This is a genomic window from Paraburkholderia terricola, from assembly GCF_003330825.1.
GTDB classification, from domain to species: domain Bacteria; phylum Pseudomonadota; class Gammaproteobacteria; order Burkholderiales; family Burkholderiaceae; genus Paraburkholderia; species Paraburkholderia terricola.
The window spans coordinates 784224-801276 of record NZ_CP024942.1; the positions used below are offsets into that span (position 1 = coordinate 784224).

18 protein-coding genes are annotated in these 17053 nt (G+C 64.8%); 6 read left to right on the forward strand and 12 right to left on the reverse strand.

Annotated elements, in window-relative coordinates; genetic code table 11:
* Positions 1 to 17: 17 nt before the first annotated feature.
* The 7 genes from CUJ90_RS22050 to CUJ90_RS22080 form a co-directional block, all read right to left on the reverse strand.
* Positions 18 to 977, reverse strand: a complete 960-nt coding sequence (locus tag CUJ90_RS22050) for a hypothetical protein (RefSeq protein ID WP_227470567.1) — start codon at positions 975 to 977, stop codon at positions 18 to 20.
* A gap of 89 nt (positions 978 to 1066) precedes the next feature.
* Positions 1067 to 1321, reverse strand: coding sequence for an RNA-binding protein (locus tag CUJ90_RS22055; protein ID WP_073431540.1), 255 nt, complete (start codon positions 1319 to 1321; stop codon positions 1067 to 1069).
* Positions 1322 to 1344: 23 nt separating this feature from the next.
* Positions 1345 to 2136, reverse strand: a complete 792-nt coding sequence (gene fabI, locus CUJ90_RS22060; RefSeq protein WP_073431541.1) for an enoyl-ACP reductase FabI — start codon at positions 2134 to 2136, stop codon at positions 1345 to 1347.
* Positions 2137 to 2148: 12 nt separating this feature from the next.
* The gene (locus CUJ90_RS22065) at positions 2149 to 3327 is read right to left on the reverse strand and encodes an acetate/propionate family kinase (protein ID WP_073431542.1); all 1179 of its coding nucleotides are present in this window, start codon (positions 3325 to 3327) and stop codon (positions 2149 to 2151) included.
* Between the two features lie 4 nt (positions 3328 to 3331).
* The gene (locus CUJ90_RS22070; RefSeq protein ID WP_176035764.1) at positions 3332 to 4378 is read right to left on the reverse strand and encodes a phosphate acetyltransferase; all 1047 of its coding nucleotides are present in this window, start codon (positions 4376 to 4378) and stop codon (positions 3332 to 3334) included.
* On the reverse strand, positions 4303 to 6624 hold the full coding sequence (locus CUJ90_RS22075; RefSeq protein ID WP_114163938.1) for a DUF3141 domain-containing protein: 2322 nt from the start codon (positions 6622 to 6624) through the stop codon (positions 4303 to 4305). The genes CUJ90_RS22070 and CUJ90_RS22075 overlap by 76 nt, the downstream gene beginning before the upstream one ends.
* 453 nt (positions 6625 to 7077) lie before the next feature.
* A complete protein-coding gene (locus CUJ90_RS22080) occupies positions 7078 to 7785 on the reverse strand; it encodes a YadA family autotransporter adhesin (RefSeq protein WP_083082825.1) in 708 nt (235 codons plus the stop codon).
* A gap of 72 nt (positions 7786 to 7857) precedes the next feature.
* Between CUJ90_RS22080 and CUJ90_RS22085 the strand changes: the two genes are divergently transcribed.
* Positions 7858 to 8562, forward strand: a complete 705-nt coding sequence (locus tag CUJ90_RS22085; protein ID WP_083082827.1) for a response regulator — start codon at positions 7858 to 7860, stop codon at positions 8560 to 8562.
* A gap of 59 nt (positions 8563 to 8621) precedes the next feature.
* Here CUJ90_RS22085 and CUJ90_RS22090 read toward each other — a convergent pair whose 3' ends face one another.
* Positions 8622 to 8879: a hypothetical protein gene (locus tag CUJ90_RS22090; RefSeq protein WP_073431545.1), complete on the reverse strand. Its 258-nt coding sequence runs from the start codon at positions 8877 to 8879 to the stop codon at positions 8622 to 8624.
* Between the two features lie 433 nt (positions 8880 to 9312).
* On the opposite strand from CUJ90_RS22090, the gene CUJ90_RS22095 reads away from it, so the two are divergent.
* Entirely contained in the window at positions 9313 to 10158 is an 846-nt protein-coding gene (locus tag CUJ90_RS22095) for an autoinducer binding domain-containing protein (protein WP_073431546.1), read from the forward strand.
* A 118-nt stretch (positions 10159 to 10276) separates the two neighbouring features.
* Positions 10277 to 11209 (forward strand): helix-turn-helix transcriptional regulator, encoded by a 933-nt coding sequence (locus CUJ90_RS22100; RefSeq protein ID WP_073431547.1) that lies wholly within the window; start codon positions 10277 to 10279, stop codon positions 11207 to 11209.
* A gap of 64 nt (positions 11210 to 11273) precedes the next feature.
* Here CUJ90_RS22100 and CUJ90_RS22105 read toward each other — a convergent pair whose 3' ends face one another.
* Positions 11274 to 12170, reverse strand: coding sequence for a helix-turn-helix transcriptional regulator (locus tag CUJ90_RS22105; protein WP_161553715.1), 897 nt, complete (start codon positions 12168 to 12170; stop codon positions 11274 to 11276).
* Positions 12171 to 12293: 123 nt separating this feature from the next.
* On the opposite strand from CUJ90_RS22105, the gene CUJ90_RS22110 reads away from it, so the two are divergent.
* Positions 12294 to 13145 carry a LysR substrate-binding domain-containing protein gene (locus tag CUJ90_RS22110; RefSeq protein WP_073431549.1) on the forward strand — a complete coding sequence of 284 codons (852 nt, stop codon included), beginning with the start codon at positions 12294 to 12296 and terminating at the stop codon, positions 13143 to 13145.
* A 49-nt stretch (positions 13146 to 13194) separates the two neighbouring features.
* On the opposite strand, the gene CUJ90_RS22115 is transcribed toward CUJ90_RS22110, so the two are convergent.
* Together CUJ90_RS22115 and CUJ90_RS22120 are read right to left on the reverse strand one after the other, a co-directional pair.
* On the reverse strand, positions 13195 to 13827 hold the full coding sequence (locus CUJ90_RS22115; RefSeq protein WP_073431550.1) for an FMN-dependent NADH-azoreductase: 633 nt from the start codon (positions 13825 to 13827) through the stop codon (positions 13195 to 13197).
* Positions 13828 to 14237: 410 nt separating this feature from the next.
* Positions 14238 to 14921 carry a zf-HC2 domain-containing protein gene (locus CUJ90_RS22120; protein ID WP_073431551.1) on the reverse strand — a complete coding sequence of 228 codons (684 nt, stop codon included), beginning with the start codon at positions 14919 to 14921 and terminating at the stop codon, positions 14238 to 14240.
* Between CUJ90_RS22120 and CUJ90_RS32475 the strand changes: the two genes are divergently transcribed.
* Together CUJ90_RS32475 and CUJ90_RS22125 are read left to right on the forward strand one after the other, a co-directional pair.
* Positions 14922 to 15440, forward strand: coding sequence for a hypothetical protein (locus CUJ90_RS32475; RefSeq protein WP_143031997.1), 519 nt, complete (start codon positions 14922 to 14924; stop codon positions 15438 to 15440).
* A gap of 14 nt (positions 15441 to 15454) precedes the next feature.
* On the forward strand, positions 15455 to 15859 hold the full coding sequence (locus tag CUJ90_RS22125) for a hypothetical protein (RefSeq protein WP_073431552.1): 405 nt from the start codon (positions 15455 to 15457) through the stop codon (positions 15857 to 15859).
* A gap of 116 nt (positions 15860 to 15975) precedes the next feature.
* On the opposite strand, the gene CUJ90_RS22130 is transcribed toward CUJ90_RS22125, so the two are convergent.
* A complete protein-coding gene (locus tag CUJ90_RS22130; protein WP_114163939.1) occupies positions 15976 to 16914 on the reverse strand; it encodes an SET domain-containing protein in 939 nt (312 codons plus the stop codon).
* Positions 16915 to 17053 lie beyond the last annotated feature (139 nt).

The following is a 17053-nucleotide window of genomic DNA, read 5'->3' on the forward strand; positions in this document are numbered from 1 at the left end:
TAGCGTTCGCGGCGGCGTCAGACCAGGAACTTTCGCTCTTCATCGGCCATGCTGGGCGCCGGCAGTAAATCGACGCGTGCGAATCGCACCAGCGCAAACGCCCGCATCGCACCCGCTGTTTCCGGCATGCTTGCGAGCCTCAATTCGATCGTTGCGCCCTCGCGAGCGTATCCGTTCTCCGCGATCACGTTCATGTGATCGAGCCGCAGTTCCCGCTTGACTACATGCAGGTGTTCCGCAGGCGAGCCGAGTACCTCGGCAATAGTCTCCAGACGACGGTCGATCGCCTCGGTCGCGAGTCCCAGACGCGCCATCTCCGCGTCGTTCTTTTCCAGCTCCGCTTGCAGGTGCGCCACCTCCACGAAACTGGACAACGGCTGCGCGCCCAACACGGCGCTCATCCCGCTGCCTTGCCGCTGCAACAGAGCCAGGCGCGTCTTGAGCAGCGCACGCTCCTGCTCGAGCTCGCCGCGGCGCGACACGTCCGCCCCGATTCGTTCGATGGCGACGAGCACGAGCTGATCCACCACACGGCGCACGATCTCCTCTCGAAGCGTGTCTTCGGTGTCGGCGCATACGCGTGCCCGGTGATCGCTGAAGCTCACGGTGGTGAGTTGCACGTCGGTACGCGCCGTCGATTCGTGTTGCGCCACGCCGAATGTCCGCCGTTCAGTCATCGACATGCCGAGCACGGCGAAGACCTCGTTCGCCAAGGGGTGGGCATCGAAATAGGCATGCAGTTCAGTGGCATGACTCAGGACGCGCGGCACCTCTTCCGGCGTGGCGAAAAAGGCCCGAATATACGGGTCCGTCATCCAGGCGGATGCGCTCGCCTCGCGTGCCGGCGGCATGTCGTCCACCAATGCCCGGACATAGTCGAGCGAAGTCGTGACCGACGCCGCGAGGCGCTCACGATAATGCTCCGCGAGCCGCAACTGCGGAGTCAGTTTTGCAATGCGCTCGATGGTGTCGCTCACCTGTGCGGAATTCCGGGTGTGCTTTTCCGATGCGCCTTCACGATGAAACAGCCTGATCAGAATGCTCATTGGTCGCCCTCTTTTGCGGCTCAGTCTTCCCGTTCCAGCAGGATCTGCGCAGTGATGGTGTGATTCTTCCAGAACATGTTGTGAATTCTCGACCGGAGCAGGTTGAGTGCCTCCGCCGAAAGGTTGCTGAACATTAGCAGCGCGACGGGCCGTCCGATTCCCGCGGGCACGCGCTCGATCGAATCGAACGGAGGGAAGCCGTATCTCTGCAGGAACTCGCTGATTTCCTCGTCCAGAACGCTTTCTTCGACATTACCCAGTAAAAGCTCAGCCATGATGTTTTCTCTCCAAAGCCAGATCAGGCCATGATGTTGACGCCGCCGTCGACATACAGCGTTTCGCCGGAAACCCGCCGCGCGTAGGGCGTGGCGAGAAACGCGCAGGTGTAGCCCACATCCATGATGTCGACCAGCTCGCCGAGCGGCGCGCGTTCGACCGCCTCGTTGAGGAGCAGGTCGAAGTCCTTGAGGCCGGAGGCCGCCCGCGTCTTGAGCGGACCCGGCGAAATCGCATGCACGCGAATGCCCTTCGGTCCGAGCTCATAGGCGAGGTAGCGCGTGCAGGCTTCGAGCGCGGCCTTCACCGGCCCCATCACGCTGTAGTTCGGCACGACCTTGTTGGCGCCGTAATAGCTCATCGTGAGCAGGGTGCCGCCCTGGTCCATGAGCGGCGCGGCAAGCGCCGCCATGCGCACGAATGAATGACACGAAATGTCCATCGCGCGCGCAAAGCCCTCGCTGGAGCAATGCAGCAGTCCGCCATGCAGATCGTCTTTCGGCGCCCACGCGATGGAGTGCAGCAGAATGTCGAGACGTCCCCAGCGCTGCCCGATCTGCCCGAATACCGATTGAAGCTGCGCCGCGTCACCGACATCGAGCGGCAGCAGAAGCTCTGCGCCAAGCTCGCTCGCCAACGGTTCGACATAAGGCTTCGCCTTCTCCGAGGCGTAGGTGATGGCCAGATCCGCGCCGAGCTCGCGAAACGCCTTGGCGCAACCGTATGCAATCGAGTGTTCGTTGGCAATGCCGGTGACCAGCGCTTTCATGCCCGCTAGTACAGGACGTAATCCCTCGGCGGGTTCAGACGACATGACGTTGCTCCTTCATTTGAGAACCTCGCGCGTATGGCGCGCGATCATCAGCTCTTCGTTGGTCGGGATGACCCACGCCGACATCCGGCTCGATGCCGTGGTGATGAGCGCTCCGCCGTTGCGGTTCGCTTCGGCGTCGAGTTCCGCGCCGAGCCAGGCCGCGTGCCGCACCACGCCCTCGCGAATCGCCGCCGCATGCTCGCCGATTCCCGCCGTGAAAACCAGCGCGTCGATCCCGTCCATTGCCGCGGCAAGCGCGCCAAGCTCGCGCGATATGCGGTAGATGTAAAGCTCGATGGCGAAATGGGCGTGAGGATCGTCGCTGGCGAGCAGCACGCGCATGTCGCTCGATACGCCGGATACGCCGAGCAGACCCGAGCGGCGATAGATCAGATCCTCGACGGCATGCGCATCCATTCCGAGCGCTTCCATCAGGTAGAGCACGACGCCGGGGTCCAGGCTGCCGCACCGCGTACCCATCGGCAATCCGTCCACGGCGGTGAAACCCATCGTGCTCGCCACGCTCCTGCCCGCCACGAGCGCGCACATGCTCGCGCCGTTGCCAAGGTGCGCGACCACGGTGCGTCCGCTTGCCGCCTTCGGCGCGACGTCGGGCAGCACACTCGCGATGTACTCGTAGGAAAGCCCATGAAAGCCGTAGCGCCGCACGCCCAGGCCGGTGATCGATCTGGGCAGCGCGAACGCCTGGGCCACCTCGGGTTGCGTGCGATGAAAAGCCGTATCGAAGCACGCCACCTGAGGCACGCCCGGTTGCAATTCGCCGAGAATGCGGACGGCCTTCAGGTTGTGCGGCTGATGCAGCGGCGCGAGCGGCGTAAGCTTCTCCAACTCGTCCGTTATGTCAGGCGTGACTCGCACGGGACCGCTGAAGCGCTGCCCGCCGTGTACGACGCGATGGCCGATCGCGACGAGGCTGTGCCCTTCGCGATGCTCGCTCAGGAACGCGCCGATAATCTCCAATCCTTGCCGGTGGTCCAGCTCGCCGCCGTCGCTCCGTTCACTCGCATGGTGCTCGCCGTGACGGTCGACGGCTTCGAACCGCGCGGTGCTCGTGTACAGGCCCTCGACCTGGCCATGCACGACCAGATCGAGCGCGTCGCCCTGCTCCTCGAATGCGGAGAACTTGATGCTCGACGAGCCTGCGTTCAGAACCAGAATCACATCTGCCATGACGTCACCCGACGATCTTCGCGGCTTCGCGCCGCGCCTGCGCGACGAGCACCGCCACCGCACAGGAGGCGAGTCGCGTAATGAGCGAATCCGCGCGGCTCGTCAGGATGATCGGCACACGCGCTCCGAGCACGATGCCGGCCGCGTCCGCGCCCGCGAGGAACGACAGGCTCTTGGCAAGCATGTTGCCCGCTTCGAGGTCGGGCACCATGAGGACATTGGCGCGCCCGGCCACGGGCGAATCGATCTGCTTGATGCGCGCGGCCTCGGGGTCGATGGCGTTATCGAGCGCAAGCGGGCCGTCGACGAGCGCACCCGTGATCTGCCGCCGATCCACCATCTTGCATAGCGCGGCGGCTTCGATGGTCGAGGGCACCTTTGGGCTGACGGTCTCCATGGCCGAGAGAATCGCCACCCGTACCTCCGGAAACTGAAGCGCGTGCGCAAGGTCGATCGCGTTTTGCAGGATGTCGACCTTTTCCTCCAGCGTCGGCGCGATGTTCACGGCGGCGTCGGTGACGATCAGCGCGTCCGCGTGGGCGGGCACGTCCATCACGAAGCAATGGCTGACGCGCCGGCCGGTGCGCAGCCCCGCATCGCGCCGGACGACCTCGGCCATGAGCTCGTCGGTGTGAAGGCTGCCTTTCATCAGCGCCTCGGCCTTGCCCTCGCGCACCAGTTGCGTGGCCGCGGCTGCCGAGGCCTCGCTGAACGGCGCGTCGACGATCTGATAATCGCTAATCGAAAGCTTGCACTCGGCGGCAAGCGATTCGATGCGAGCGCGCGGCCCGACGAGGATCGGCACGATCAGGCCGCTGCGCGCCGCTTCCACGGCGCCTTCCAGCGAGCTTCTGTCGCATGGATGGACCACGGCCGTGGGCATCGGCGCGAGTGTCTGACAGTGGGCAATGAGCTGGCGATACTTCGCGTGTCTGGGTTCCACGGACGAGTCCTCAGTGGGAAATATGGGCACGCTCATGACAGAGCGTGCTCTGGCCGCACCGCGGGAGCCGCGCCGAGCACCGCGCGAATGCGTTGCAACGCGTCCCATTGGTGCGCGGTCGGCGGCACGCTTTGCACGCGCGTGTCGGCCAGCAGACTGTCCAGCAACGTCAGCAGCCGCTGGCGGTCGTCCGGTTTGGCGAGCAGCGCGGGAAGCGTCGCGATGGCCTGTTGCGGCTCATAAGTCGCGATGAGTTCCTGTTCGCCGCGAACGCGCCGCCACTGATCGGGCGGCAAGCTCGGCAGATATTCGGCGTAGGCTTCAGCCAGTTCACGCTGCGTCGCAAGCCGGGCAAGCGAGAGCGGCTCGCCGCTGCGTCCAAGCAGGAAGGCCGCGCGCGCAACCGCTTCGTCGTAGCCGCCCTGCGCGATTGACGCCAATGCCTCCTTCACGAAAGGCAGTTCGCGCGGATTAGTAGCCGTGGACACGGCGATCTCGCGACTGCGATACCGTTGCGCGAAATGAAGCAGGAAGGGCGCGGTGTAGAGGCTGAAGAACAGCGACTCGGTGCCGGCGTCGCGCATCGCCCGATAGTGGTCGAGCGAGGCGCTGACGATTTCCGCGCCGCGATGTTCGAGCGCGCGCCACGGCGCGATATCGTCGGCATGCTGCCGGTTCGCCTTGACCGCTTCAGCCGCCGGGCGCAGCCAGGCAAGCCACGGATTCAGATCCGAAAAGGCCCAGCGCTGAAAGCGTAGCGGATGAAACTGGCGCAGGCATCGCGCAGTGGTCTCGTTCGACATCCACTGAACGTAGGGCTGCATGAACAATTCATAGGCGCGCTGGTTGAATTCGGAAAGCTCGGCAACGGCTTCGAACGGCTTTTCGTCCTCGCGCTTGAAGCGGTTGAAATGCTGCGCGATTTCTTCGAGACGATGTTCGACGAATGTCACCTCGTAAGCGACCTTCCCGTCGGCGCCGTTCACCTCGTCGATCAGCATCGCGTAGAGGCCCGGCGCGAGCGTCTCGATCATCTCGAGCACGTTGACAATCTGCGCATGCTGCTTCTTCGCCACCTTGCCCGACACGAAAACGCCAAGATGTCCGGCCTCCTGGTCCATCAGCCCGATGATGACCTGGCCGCGCGCCTTGATTTCCTCGGTGCTGCCATAGAGATCGGTCACCCAGTTGAAGGCCTGCTGCGGCGGCGTGATGTTGTCGCCCATCGAGGCGAACAGGATGATCGGCGAGCGGATCTCGCGCAGGTCGAACGCCTCGCCCGAAACGCCGCGCACTTCGCCCGACCAGAGCTTGTTGCCGATGAACAGATTGCGCGTGATCCACTCGATCTCTTCGCGGTTCATCAGGTAGTAGCCGCCCCACCAGCGCTCGAATTCCAGAAAGCGTGGCGGCTCCGTGTCGATGTTGTCGTAGACGTGGTAGTACTTGTCCCACAACGTGTTGGCCGGGTTCAGGTTCTCGAAGTTCTGCACGAGATAGGCGCCATCGAACTTGCCGTTGCCGAGATCGGACGAAAACGACGCGAGCCACGTGCCGCCCAGTATCCCGCCCGCATAGCGCATCGGATTGTCGCCTGCGCCGTCGCTCCACGCGCCGCTCCAGTACGACATCGGCGCGCCGTTGATGACGACGGGACCGGTATCCTCCGCCGACGAACTCGCGAGCATCATCGCGGCCCAGCCGCCCTGGCAGTTGCCGATGATGGCCGGCTTCGCGCTGTCGGGATGCAGCGCACGCACCTTCCTGACGAACTCCTGTTCGGCGGCGCATACGTCGAGCAGGGTCTGGCCGGGTTCGGGGTTCTGGAAGAACACGACGAAGTACACGGGGTGGCCCGCGCGCAGCGCGACGCCGACCTGCGAATCGTCTCTGAAGCCGCCAATGCCCGGACCGTGGCCGGCGCGCGGATCGATGATCAGATAAGGCCGCTTTTTCGCGTCGACGATCACGCCTTCGGGCGGCTTGATATACAGCAGCGCGTAATTGACGGGGCGCGGGAAATGCCTCGCGTCGAGCACGATGTCGTAGTCGAAATGAAGCGCGGGCTTGAGTTCCTGCGAAGCGCGTTCGACGTATTGCGTGCCGCGCTCGCGCATCGTGTCCCAGAACAGCAGCGAGCGCTGTGCGACGTCGACGGCGTAATGCCATGCGCTCAAGGGGTTGAGTTGCGCCGCGAATGAGGTCACGCTCTGGTCGCTGCCGGCGTCGCCGTCGACGGCTGCGCGCAACCGTTTCCCGTATTGCTCCATTGCGTTCTGCGTGCGCTTTTCCAGCACGCACGCGACTTTCCCGGCAATTTCCTGACTGCGCGCCAATTGCGTGGCTGCGTCCATGACACCGTCCTCCGTTGCTACATTGATTGAGCCGCGCTAGCGGCTGCCCCGCAGGCTGCTGGCGGGCTCGATGATTCGTGCGCGCACCGATAACGCATGCAACTCGTGCAGCGTACGCGTGCGGCTTTGGTCTGTTGTGACCTAGATCAATCGTGCGGCTGCCGATAGACGAAGGCAGGATGCCGCACCAATGCGGGGCGCATCTAATGGTGCTGACGAAGTGTCCGCGCCTGCTTCGAAACACGCGGCGGCGTGGTCACGTTTTGAACGACGAAGTCAGCAGTGCCAGCCACGTCGAGGAGGTGGAGGGAATGCACGAGCAGGTAACGCGGGAAACAAGGGGAGCATTGCCGGCACCGCGACAAAACCTCGACTCCATAAAAAAAGGACGCCGATTTCTCGAACGTCCTTGGCCCTGCAATGACTGCATGCAGCAGTCAGGTCATCGGCGAATTACCAGACATACCCGGCACTAGCGCCGACCGCTACCGTGCCGCGCGAGTTGGTCGAACCACCGCCCTTCAGGATCCACTTGCCGTTAGGCGTGTAGGTCGACAGACCGAATGCGACTGCCGACTGTCCGCCATATGTGCCGCCCGACATGCCCACCACGCTCTTTCCGGCAGCCGGTGCCTGCGGCAGCATGCTCAGTGCGACGGCGGACGCCGTTCCCGCGTTCGAGTCGCGGCGATAGCCTTCCATGTCGGAGCGCACGCTGCCGATCTGGTCGTTCATCTGCTGCACGTTGACCGCATCGGTCGGTGCGGTGCCCGCCGCGACGTTGGTGATCTGGCGTTCGTTGCCGATCGAGCCCACCGAGACGCTGTTGTCCCGATCCGCCACCGAACCCGCGCCCAGTGCGACGGAGTTGTTTCCATTCGCGCTGGCGTTCGCGCCCAGTGCCGTGCTGTTCTCACCCGATGCCATTGCGCCCGCACCGTTCGCCGTGCTGCTGCTACCCGACGCCGTCGCGCCGACACCCGTGGCCGTGCTGTTGATGCCCGTTGCCACCGCGCCGTTGCCGAGCGCCGTGCTGTTCGAACCCGACGCGTTCGCGTTTGAGCCCACCTGCACACTGCCATCGCCGCTGCCCGGCAGCGACGGATCGATCGTGCCGCCACCCGACGCGCCGCTTTCGATGTTCGACACACGGTCGTTCATCTGAGGGTCAATTTCGGGTACAGTCACGAGCCAGTCCGCCTACATTCATTCTTATATTCTGCGGGGGTCCACATGAGCACGATGAAGATTCGTGTCGTACTCGCCGACGATCATCCGGCACTGCTTTCGGGTATCAAACATGCGCTGTCCGTGCTTCCCACGCTGGACGTCGTGGGTACCGCCGGAGATTCGGGCGAACGTATCAGGCTGCTGAACGCGGTGCCCTGCGACGTCGTCATCACCGACTACGCAATGCCCGGCGGCGAGTATGGCGACGGCATGACCCTTCTCGCTTACCTGCGAAGGACTTATCCGGCGCTCAAGATCGTGGTCTTCACAACCATAGAAAACCCCGCTATCGCTCAGGAGATCGCCAACCTCGGGGTGCATGGGGTATTGGGCAAATCGCATGACACCGGTCACGTGATCTCGGCGATTCATGCCGTGTACGCGGGCGCCACGTACTTCCGCCTCACGTCGCGCGCGCCCGAGGGCGCACACGCCGAACTCGCCTCTAACGCGAGCGCACGCACGCGCACGCTGACCACGCGTGAAATGGAAGTGGTGCGGCTTTTTGTATCCGGCATGTCCGTCAACGAAATCGCGGAGCGGCTTCATCGCACGAAGCAGACCATCAGCTCGCAGAAGACGCGGGCAATGCGCAAGCTCGGTATCGACCGCGACGCCGATCTGTTCCGGTTTGCGTACGAAACGGGGCTCGCGGTCGCGACCGATGCGCCCGGAACCAGTTCCGCGGGCAACCTCGCCATCGAATGAGCGGCGCGCTTGCGCGCCGCCGCGAAGCCGCGAGGAGAAGGCACAGGCTTCCACTCGCGCTATGAACGGCGCTTCTTCCATGCATAGTCCGCGGGTGGGTCCGCTGCGCCCGAGCGTCCAACCGATTGCGGATTCTCGCTGCACAACGTCACAAAGCTGACGCCGCCGCCTTGCAATTGGGCATTGCGTAAAACCTCGGTGAATTTGAGCGCTTCCGCGAGCGCGCCAGGGTCGAAGCGCCTGAAGCGGGCGGATTCCTGTCCGGGGTTGCCGCTCGCGCTGTCGAGTCCACTTTCGAGCCAATAGACAACGAACATCACAGGCTCCATTTCGAGCGCAATGAGTTAAAGAAACCGCGATCGCACAACCGCGATCATCTGAAGGCACGAACCGCACGCGTCATACCTGAAACCAGAAATGCTTTAATAAAAATGTGGCAAACCGTAAAATCTGCCGAATTAACGGCTTTCGTTAAATCAATCGGCATATCGTTCCCGCGGCGCCTTCGAATTAACTCGCCATTGCGGTTTCGTCACGCGAGTTCGTAGTTTTACGTCACCCGAAACCCCTGCACACTCCGAAAACTACGCGAGTGCCAATTGTCGGACGATTTATTCGCTTCTAGAATTGAGCCACGTCCCGGCGCTCGCTTGCCCGAATCGGCGCGAGCGCGAGCCAGCTCCGCGTAGGCCTGTCGGGCGCTTGCGGAGCGGCAAAACGGAACACGAAGTTCCAGCGGAAAATCAATCAATGAGCGAAACGGGCGAAGAGCACACCGCTTTATTCACCTTCGGCGATACCCAACTCGATCACGAGGGCGCACAGGCGGCGCCGGACACGGCGCTGAGCGCCGGTGGGCAGGGGCTGGCCGGTATCGGCCGGCAGTTGCTCGAAGCACCGGGCAGCGAGGCACGGCAAGCGCTCATGCGTGAAGTGATCCAGCGCGCGGGGTTCGACTCGCTCTGCTATTGCCATATCGTGCGGATTGGCGAATTCGTCAGCCGCGCCGCCTGGTTCGACACTTACTCGCCGCCCGGCTGGGCCGAGCGCTATGGGCGCGAGCAGTTCTTCCAAATCGATCCGCGCGTGGCCTATGCGTGCCGTTTCGAATGGCCGTTCGCGTGGGATCTGGAATCGATGTTTTCCACGCCGATGGCCGAGCGCTGCGAAGCCTTCGCGCGCCGCTTCAGCCATGCGGCGAAGCAGGCGGGCCTGCAGAGCGGCGTGAGTGTCGGCCTCGCCACCGGCAATCCGCTCGAGCACTGCATCATCACGCTGTCGAGCACGCAAACGGGTCGCGGCTGGATCGCGGACACCACGCTCGGCGAAGCGTACGCAATCGGCGTGGGCCTGCACACCTTCATCGAGGCGCGCGCGCGCAGTCTGCTGCCCTCGCTGACGGCCGATACGCTCAACGACGTGCAGCGTTCGATCCTGCGCTTCGTCACGCAGGGCTTGAGCGATCGTGAAATGGCCGAATCCCTGTCGATGTCGGCGCACAACGTCGGCTATCACTTGCGGCAACTGAAGAAAATCTATAACGCGCAGAACCGCGTGCAGCTCGCGTATATCGCGGGCTGCATTCTCGGCGACTGACGCTGTACGCTCGCGGCCGCTGTCACGCGGACGGCCGCACCACCACCTGGCTACGGGACATCCGGCGACACGATTCGCCGGGGCCGAGGTGTGTCCATAACGACAACAGGGGGAGCGTATGACATACGGAACGGAGGTTCTGAACGAGCCTGCGGGCCTCGCGGTGCGCCGCATGGCGATGAGCGGCTACGACCGCAAGCCGTCGGCCTCGGCGAGCGAGGCGGCGGTCACGGCGCGAGCCGTCGACACGCCTGACATCAGCTACTTCGACGAAGCGGAACTGCTGGGCACGATCCGCCGCGACGAACTGGGCGGCGAAACCCATATCGCCGCCAACCTCGGCGCCGCCCGCAATACCGACGAGCGGATGCGCCTCGTGCGCGGCATGCTGCGCCTCGTCGGCTTCAGCGAACTCGGCTATCTGACGGTGAAGCTCGACGCGCAGGGCCGCCCGGAGCGTCTTTATTTTCCGCGCAGCTATCTGTCGGCGAATCTCGCGCCGCACTATTTCGAAGCCGGCTATCACCGTCATGATCCGCGCTTCGCCGCCGCGCTGACAGGCAGCGCGCCGCACGTCTGGGACCGGCGGCGGCTCGTCGAAGCGTGGCGCCGCGCGGGCTCACCGCCGGGCATGCGCGCGATGTTCGACGAGATGCGCGACGGCGGCATCGGCAGCGGCCTGATCTTCGGCCTGCCGATTCCGCACACGCGGCTGCGCTCGATCATCAGTTTCGCCGCGCCGAGCGAGCAGGCGGGATGGATCACCGACAGCGTCGTGGTGCAGTCGTTGACGTTGGGCCTGTCGGTGCATCAGCGCTTTTCGGCGTATGTGCGCGCGATCAACCGGCGCGAATCGGCAGCCGAATTATCGGCGCCGCAGATGCGCATTCTCGGCTTCCTGGCGGCCGGCCTGTCCGACAAGGAAATCGCGTTGCGCATGCATATCACCGCGCACAACGTCGACTACCATCTGCGGCGGCTGCGCCAGAAATGCGGCGTGACCAACCGCACGCAACTGGCTTTTCTGGCGGGGCAGATGCCGACCTCGTGACGTCAGCGCGCTCGTGCGGCGCGTGAGGAGGCCATGCAGCACGATCGCGCACGGACGTTCGCGTTCATCCATTCAAGCGCAAACGTCCCGCCAGATACGCCAGCTCCGAGCGATGGCGAACGCCATACGTTTTGCGCAGCAGCCGCAAGTGATAGTCGACGTTATGCACGCTCGTATGCAGCCGCAACGCGATCTGCTTGTCCGACAGACCGGACGCCACGCACAGCAGAATCTCCCGCTGCCTCTCCGACACCGTCGCCGCCACGGACTGCCGCGCGATCGTGCGCCGGTACGCGGCCGCAAGCTGATGCAGCGATAAACCGAGCCCAAGCGTCTGCGCGAGGATGCTGCTGTCGATCCACTTGTTCCTCGGGTTCATCGACGTGAAACTGACGATCACCTGGAAACCGCTCGATGGAACCGGCAGGCCGAGCATGATGCCCGAGCGCATGCCGTCGGCGTCCATCTCCTGCAGGAAGCGGTTCGCGCGCGGATCGCGGCCGCGGCTCCTGCACGCCTTGTTCAGTTGCGACAGGTCCCACACGACCGGCGGCGCATGCGCACGGCCGATCGCGAGGCGAGGATCGACTTCGAAATAACGTTCGTGGAAGTAATTGCCGCGAAACTGCGCCGGCACCAGGCCCTCCACCATGAACGCGCGCGCCACCCGCTCGTTGACGACTTGCAGCGTCACATAAGCGACCGTATTGAAGCCGATGATCCGCAGCAAGCCCGCGAAAAGCCGCATGCGCTCCGCCGGCGTGGCCGCCGACGCCAGTTCCCGGATCAGATGCGATTGCGCGTCCGGGCGGCGCGCGGTGGAATCCGCCGCGAGATCGCGATCCGTATGCCAGATCAATTCCGGCGGCGCGTCGGCGGTCTGCGCGGCTCCCGCCGCGGCGGGTTGCCCGCCGGCCTGGCGGCGCTCCATGTCGATCAACGGTACCGAAAAGCCATGCATTGGACTGCTCCGGTGAACGTGAGAGTAAAGCGGTAAGCGATCCGTCCTCGTCACACTATCCCAGCCTGTCTTCGTGAATTGAAAGTAACATCGTCGGACTTCAGGGAGCGTTTCGAGTGAACCATGTTTGATACCGTGCTTCTGCGATCCTTCGTGACCGTCGTTCAGGAAGGCGGCTTCACGCGCGCGGCGAACCGTTTGCATCTGACCCAATCCGCGATCAGCGCGCACTTGCGGCGGCTCGAGGAACAGGCCGGAAAAAGCCTGCTGTTTCGCACCACGCGTTCCGTCACGCTGACATCGGACGGCGAATTGCTGATGGGCTACGCGCGCGCCATCCTCGCGCTCAATCAGGACGCGCTCACGCAACTGACCCGCGTGTCGCCCCGAGGTCCGATGCGCATCGGGCTCTCCGAGGACATCGTCAGCGCCGCGTTGATGCAGGCGCTGCAGCGATTCGCCGCCAGCCGCCCCGGCCTGACGGTCGACGTCAGAGTCGGCATTCCCGCGCATCTGCTGCAAATCATGGACGAAGGCGAACTCGATCTCGTGATCGGCGGCCGCTGCCACGACGCGCGCCCCGGCCGCCTGCTGTGGCGCGAACCGCTCGTCTGGGCGTTCGCCGAAGGCGCGGCGCTCGACCCTGCGCTGCCGGTGCCGCTGGCACTCTTTCCCGAGCCCTGCCCCTATCGCGAAGCGGCGCTCACCGCGCTCGCGCAAGCCGGCGTAAGCTGCCGCATCGCGATGGTCTGCCCGAGCAGCGCGGGGCTGCGCGCCGCGGCACTGGCCGGCTTCGCCGTGATGCCGGCCGTGCGCGGCCAGTTGGGAGGCGGACTCCAGACGCTCGCCGGCGAGCCGCGGCTGCCGGCGCTGCCGAAGGTGGAATTCACCGTGTTCGCCGCGCCCCATGCCGCGCCCGCCACCGTCGATGAAATCTGCAACGCGGTGCTGCCTACTCCTGGCGATCCGAACTAACGCAAGTTCGCCCCGACAGCACGCGAGCGCAAGCTGCCAGCATGCCGCGTCAAAAATCGCGCGCCAACGTGCGCGCGGCGCCGAGCGCCGCGGCGCGGTCGGGCTCGCCGTCCGCCCCGAAAAGCGTCTTCTCCACCACGATCGGCTGCACGTCCGTCACGCCGACGAATTTCAGCCACATCTCCATGTACGGCCGTTGCAGGTCGTACTCACGCGCCGGCGTGAAGGACCCCGGCGACGCGTAATCCAGGCCGCGCGCGTAAACAACCGCCGCCTTCTTGCCGGCCAGCTTGCCGCTAAAGCCCGCGCCGTCGAACGTGAACAGCACGTCTTTCTGCGAGATCACGTCGATCAGTTGCTTGAGGCGGTACGGTATGCCGAAATTCCACAGCGGCACGCCGAACAGCAGTTTGTCGGCCTCGTGAAACGGCGCCGCGAGCGCTTCGATTTGCCGCCACGCCGACGCCTGCTGCGGCGTCAATGCGTCGCCACGCAGACCGGCGTACTTGGCCGCCAGCGCGTCGCCGTCGAACTCGGGCAGCGTGAGCGCCCAGATGTCCAGCGTCTCGATCGCGTCGCCGGGATGCGCGGCTCGGTACGCGTCGAGAAACGCATTGCACACTTCAATGGATGCCGAATGCTGCTTGCGCGGCGAGCATTCGATGTACAGCAGCTTGGCCATGACGTTACGCTCCGCTCCTGGGATGAAAGAAGACACCGAGGTCGGGACGACGACGTCGCCCGATGCGTAGAGGGTATGGCCGGAGCGCGGGACGGACAAACGAAGAAAACCGGCCCGATTAAGTGGCTTTGGTGATGAATGGCGCCCAACCCGCCGGGGAGAAGCGTCTCCGAAACGCATCATCTGAACATCTTTGCGACGGAATTAAAACTACGGATCTTCGCTGAAACAGGCGATTGAAACGACGCGCGGCGGGAGAGCGCCCGTCAGGCGGGACCGGACGGCCGCCGGACCCTGCATCTGAAGGCGCGAGGGGGAAGCGCTCAGGAAGCGGCTGCAAAGCGCCGCGCCATTGCACCGCGGGCGCCAGGCTCCGCACCGGAACCCGCGCGGGCCAAGCGTTCACGTCGTCAAGGCGTGGCGGCGGCTCGTCCCACAGGCTCGGCAAAACGCACGCCGGGGGTGGCGCGCAGCACGGCGATCTGCTTCGACGTATCGGCATTGGCCTGCATCGACGCGAGCGAATAGACGCCGGCTTCGCTCGGCCCCGCGACGATCTGCAATTGCAACTGAGCCAGAACGGACTGCAGCCGACCGATCGGCATGGCCGGATCGACCACGAGCCGCACGGTCGGCGCCGCGCTCGTGTCCTCGGCCTGCGACAGCGTGCGATATTGCGAAGGGGGCAGCCGGCTGAACCATTGCCCGCCCAACACGGCCAGCGCGCCGGCCTGGAGCAGCACTGCGGCGGCGAGCCCATACGACAACACCGCGAGGCGCCCGCGCGACGCCCAGCCGGCCAGTTTCGCCGACGGCGCGGGCGAGTGTTGACCGGCATCGTCGAAACGCTGCCAGAAATGCGCAAGACCGCGCTCGGCGGCACTGTCGGCGGCCGCGTCCGTCGACTGTTCCTCCGTCGACATCGCGATGTAAACCTTGCGCTGAAATTCCCACTCGGCCCGGCACCGCGCGCACTCCCGCAGATGCGCCTCGACGGCACGGCGCTGGTGTTCCGACGCGCTGCCGTTGAGCACCCAGGGAATCAACTCCCATGCGTGCCGATGCACAGCGTCCCTATCGACCGGAGGATTCACTTGTCGCTCCTCCTGAAACCGGCCCGCGCCGGCCGGCGGTCGAGCGGTTTTCCCGCGCCGCGCGCGGCGGCTAAAACGCGGCTCTGGTTGACTCCCTGGCTCGGCATGCGGCTGTCCTCGAACGTCCTGATCCCAATGTTTGGACGTAAGTGCCCGCCGCCGCCCCTAAAGTTGCGGCGCGGCAAAAATAAAACGGTGCGGATCGCGGAACGCATCCTTGCCGGAGCGCCACATCGACATCGACGCGCGGCGCGGCGCGTCGTGCTTGCGGTTCGGCTGGATGCGCGGGGGTTCGGTCCCCGTGGCGCGGATGCCAGTGATGCGATGGGACAATCGAGGTTTGCGCTGCCGCGGCGCATCGGCGCCAGGCCGTTGATGAACCTCGCATTGCAGCGCGGCGAACGGGGCTTCTCGCGGGCACGCAAGCTGCGCGGCGCGGCCAACCGATGTATCGTTACGTCGATTGTCGGCTGTCGCGTCGACTGCGAGCCGAGCCCGTTACATATGATGAATTGCTGAATACTCTTCGATACATGAAACCTTTGAAGCGCTCGTCCCGTGCCGGCGAACCGCGCGACGTCGACGGCGATGCGCCCCGGCTCGCACTCACTTATCCGCCGGAGCAGTTTGCCGCGTTGCTCGAAAAACACTTCGAGCAGATTCGCGGCTACTGCGCGCAACTCGACCTGTGTCTGTCCGAACACCGCTATGCGGATGCGCTGTCGATCGCTCGCCAACTCACGGGCACGGCGCAATGCCTCGGAACATCGGGCGACGACATCGCCGTGTTGCGCGAATACGAACGCGCGCTCGAACGCCAGGAGGCCGACGCCGTCGAGCGGGCCGGCGGCGAGGCGCAAATCGTCGCCTTCCGTCTGTGCGTCGCCATCAAGGAAGCGCTCGCGGAGCGGTCGGCGAAACGCGACCGCTCCGACTGACGCATCGTTTCACGCACGCGCGCTTCGGCGCGTGCGCCTTATATCGGCCGACGCGCCGGATCGAAGCACGGCGGCCGGCAGCAACGCTTCCACGAATGAACACGCATGCCCGCGGGTCAGCCCGAATAGAGCTCGCTCGCGCGCACTCGTTGCACTTGCCGCCGCGCGCCGCCAAAGACATGCTCGACGATTTCCGGCGAATAGCGATAGTTCCACCTCAGTTCGGCGCCGGGCCCGATATCTCTTCGCGCAAAGAACGCGCGGATCGAAAAGTGCCGGCCGCAGCGTGACGACGCATCGAACGTCTGCGCCTCCATGTTGTAGCCGTCGTCATCGGCCTGGGCAACCGGCACGCCCTCGGCGTCGTAGGCGAGGGACGTGTTCGCCATCGCCAGAATGTTCTCGCCGTCGATGAAAGCGACGCTATCGCCCGAATTCGCGCTGAGCACGAACGACTCCTCGATGCACGAGAAAAACATCGCCGCGCTCATGAGGCGTCCGCCGTAGACGCCGAGACATTCGCCCGCGCGAATCGCCCGCGCCGCGAACGCGCCGCGCTCGCCGATCAGCGCGTGCTCGCGCGCATCGCGCAAGTCAGCGGGGCTGATCGTGCGACAGTGCATTGCGTTCGCATAGGCTTCGGCGCGCACGCGATCAGGCAGAGCCGGATCGATATAGGGCTGCACCGCGGCGAGACGCGAGTCCGCCGTCGCATCCGTCGTGCCCTGCTTCGAGCGCAGCGCGACGATGTGAACCGGGTTCGCCAACTCATCGCGATACGGATAGCGCGCGTCGATTTGCGGCGAGTACGGCAGACGCGCAATCGCGTGGTCGCGTTTGAACGCTTCGAAGGCTTCGCGCAGCGACTGCAGGGCTTGGCCCGCGGCGAGCGTGTCGCCGGCCAGCGACGCGTCGATTTGCGCCTTCAACGCGGGCACGATGTCGAAGATGGCTTCGTGCCGCGCCGCCAGTCCCGAAACGCGCGCCGCCTCGGCAATGCGCTCGCGAATCGTGTCGACAAGCGCTTGCGCGCGCGGTTGGATTATTGCTGTCATCGGACCTCGCCTTGCCGTATCCGGCTGGAATCGCTTCTATGAATAGCGCGACGTTAGCCAGTTCGACCCTTGTCCGCGCGACACGGCGGCGAAACGGCTGCGCCGGCAGCGAAGTCGTCACGACGCTTCGTTTGCGGCG

Excerpts from the sequence above, each read along its gene's own strand:
- CUJ90_RS22055 (WP_073431540.1), bottom strand. The coding sequence starts at position 1,321 with ATGGCTGAGCTTTTACTGGGTAATGTCGAAGAAAGCGTTCTGGACGAG.
- fabI (WP_073431541.1), bottom strand. The coding sequence starts at position 2,136 with ATGTCGTCTGAACCCGCCGAGGGATTACGTCCTGTACTAGCGGGCATG.
- CUJ90_RS22065 (WP_073431542.1), bottom strand. The coding sequence starts at position 3,327 with ATGGCAGATGTGATTCTGGTTCTGAACGCAGGCTCGTCGAGCATCAAG.
- CUJ90_RS22070 (WP_176035764.1), bottom strand. The coding sequence starts at position 4,378 with ATGGGACGCGTTGCAACGCATTCGCGCGGTGCTCGGCGCGGCTCCCGC.
- CUJ90_RS22075 (WP_114163938.1), bottom strand. The coding sequence starts at position 6,624 with ATGGACGCAGCCACGCAATTGGCGCGCAGTCAGGAAATTGCCGGGAAA.
- CUJ90_RS22080 (WP_083082825.1), bottom strand. The coding sequence starts at position 7,785 with ATGAACGACCGTGTGTCGAACATCGAAAGCGGCGCGTCGGGTGGCGGC.
- CUJ90_RS22085 (WP_083082827.1), top strand. The coding sequence starts at position 7,858 with ATGAGCACGATGAAGATTCGTGTCGTACTCGCCGACGATCATCCGGCA.
- CUJ90_RS22090 (WP_073431545.1), bottom strand. The coding sequence starts at position 8,879 with ATGTTCGTTGTCTATTGGCTCGAAAGTGGACTCGACAGCGCGAGCGGC.
- CUJ90_RS22095 (WP_073431546.1), top strand. The coding sequence starts at position 9,313 with ATGAGCGAAACGGGCGAAGAGCACACCGCTTTATTCACCTTCGGCGAT.
- CUJ90_RS22100 (WP_073431547.1), top strand. The coding sequence starts at position 10,277 with ATGACATACGGAACGGAGGTTCTGAACGAGCCTGCGGGCCTCGCGGTG.
- CUJ90_RS22105 (WP_161553715.1), bottom strand. The coding sequence starts at position 12,170 with ATGCATGGCTTTTCGGTACCGTTGATCGACATGGAGCGCCGCCAGGCC.
- CUJ90_RS22110 (WP_073431549.1), top strand. The coding sequence starts at position 12,294 with ATGTTTGATACCGTGCTTCTGCGATCCTTCGTGACCGTCGTTCAGGAA.
- CUJ90_RS22115 (WP_073431550.1), bottom strand. The coding sequence starts at position 13,827 with ATGGCCAAGCTGCTGTACATCGAATGCTCGCCGCGCAAGCAGCATTCG.
- CUJ90_RS22125 (WP_073431552.1), top strand. The coding sequence starts at position 15,455 with ATGAAACCTTTGAAGCGCTCGTCCCGTGCCGGCGAACCGCGCGACGTC.
- CUJ90_RS22130 (WP_114163939.1), bottom strand. The coding sequence starts at position 16,914 with ATGACAGCAATAATCCAACCGCGCGCGCAAGCGCTTGTCGACACGATT.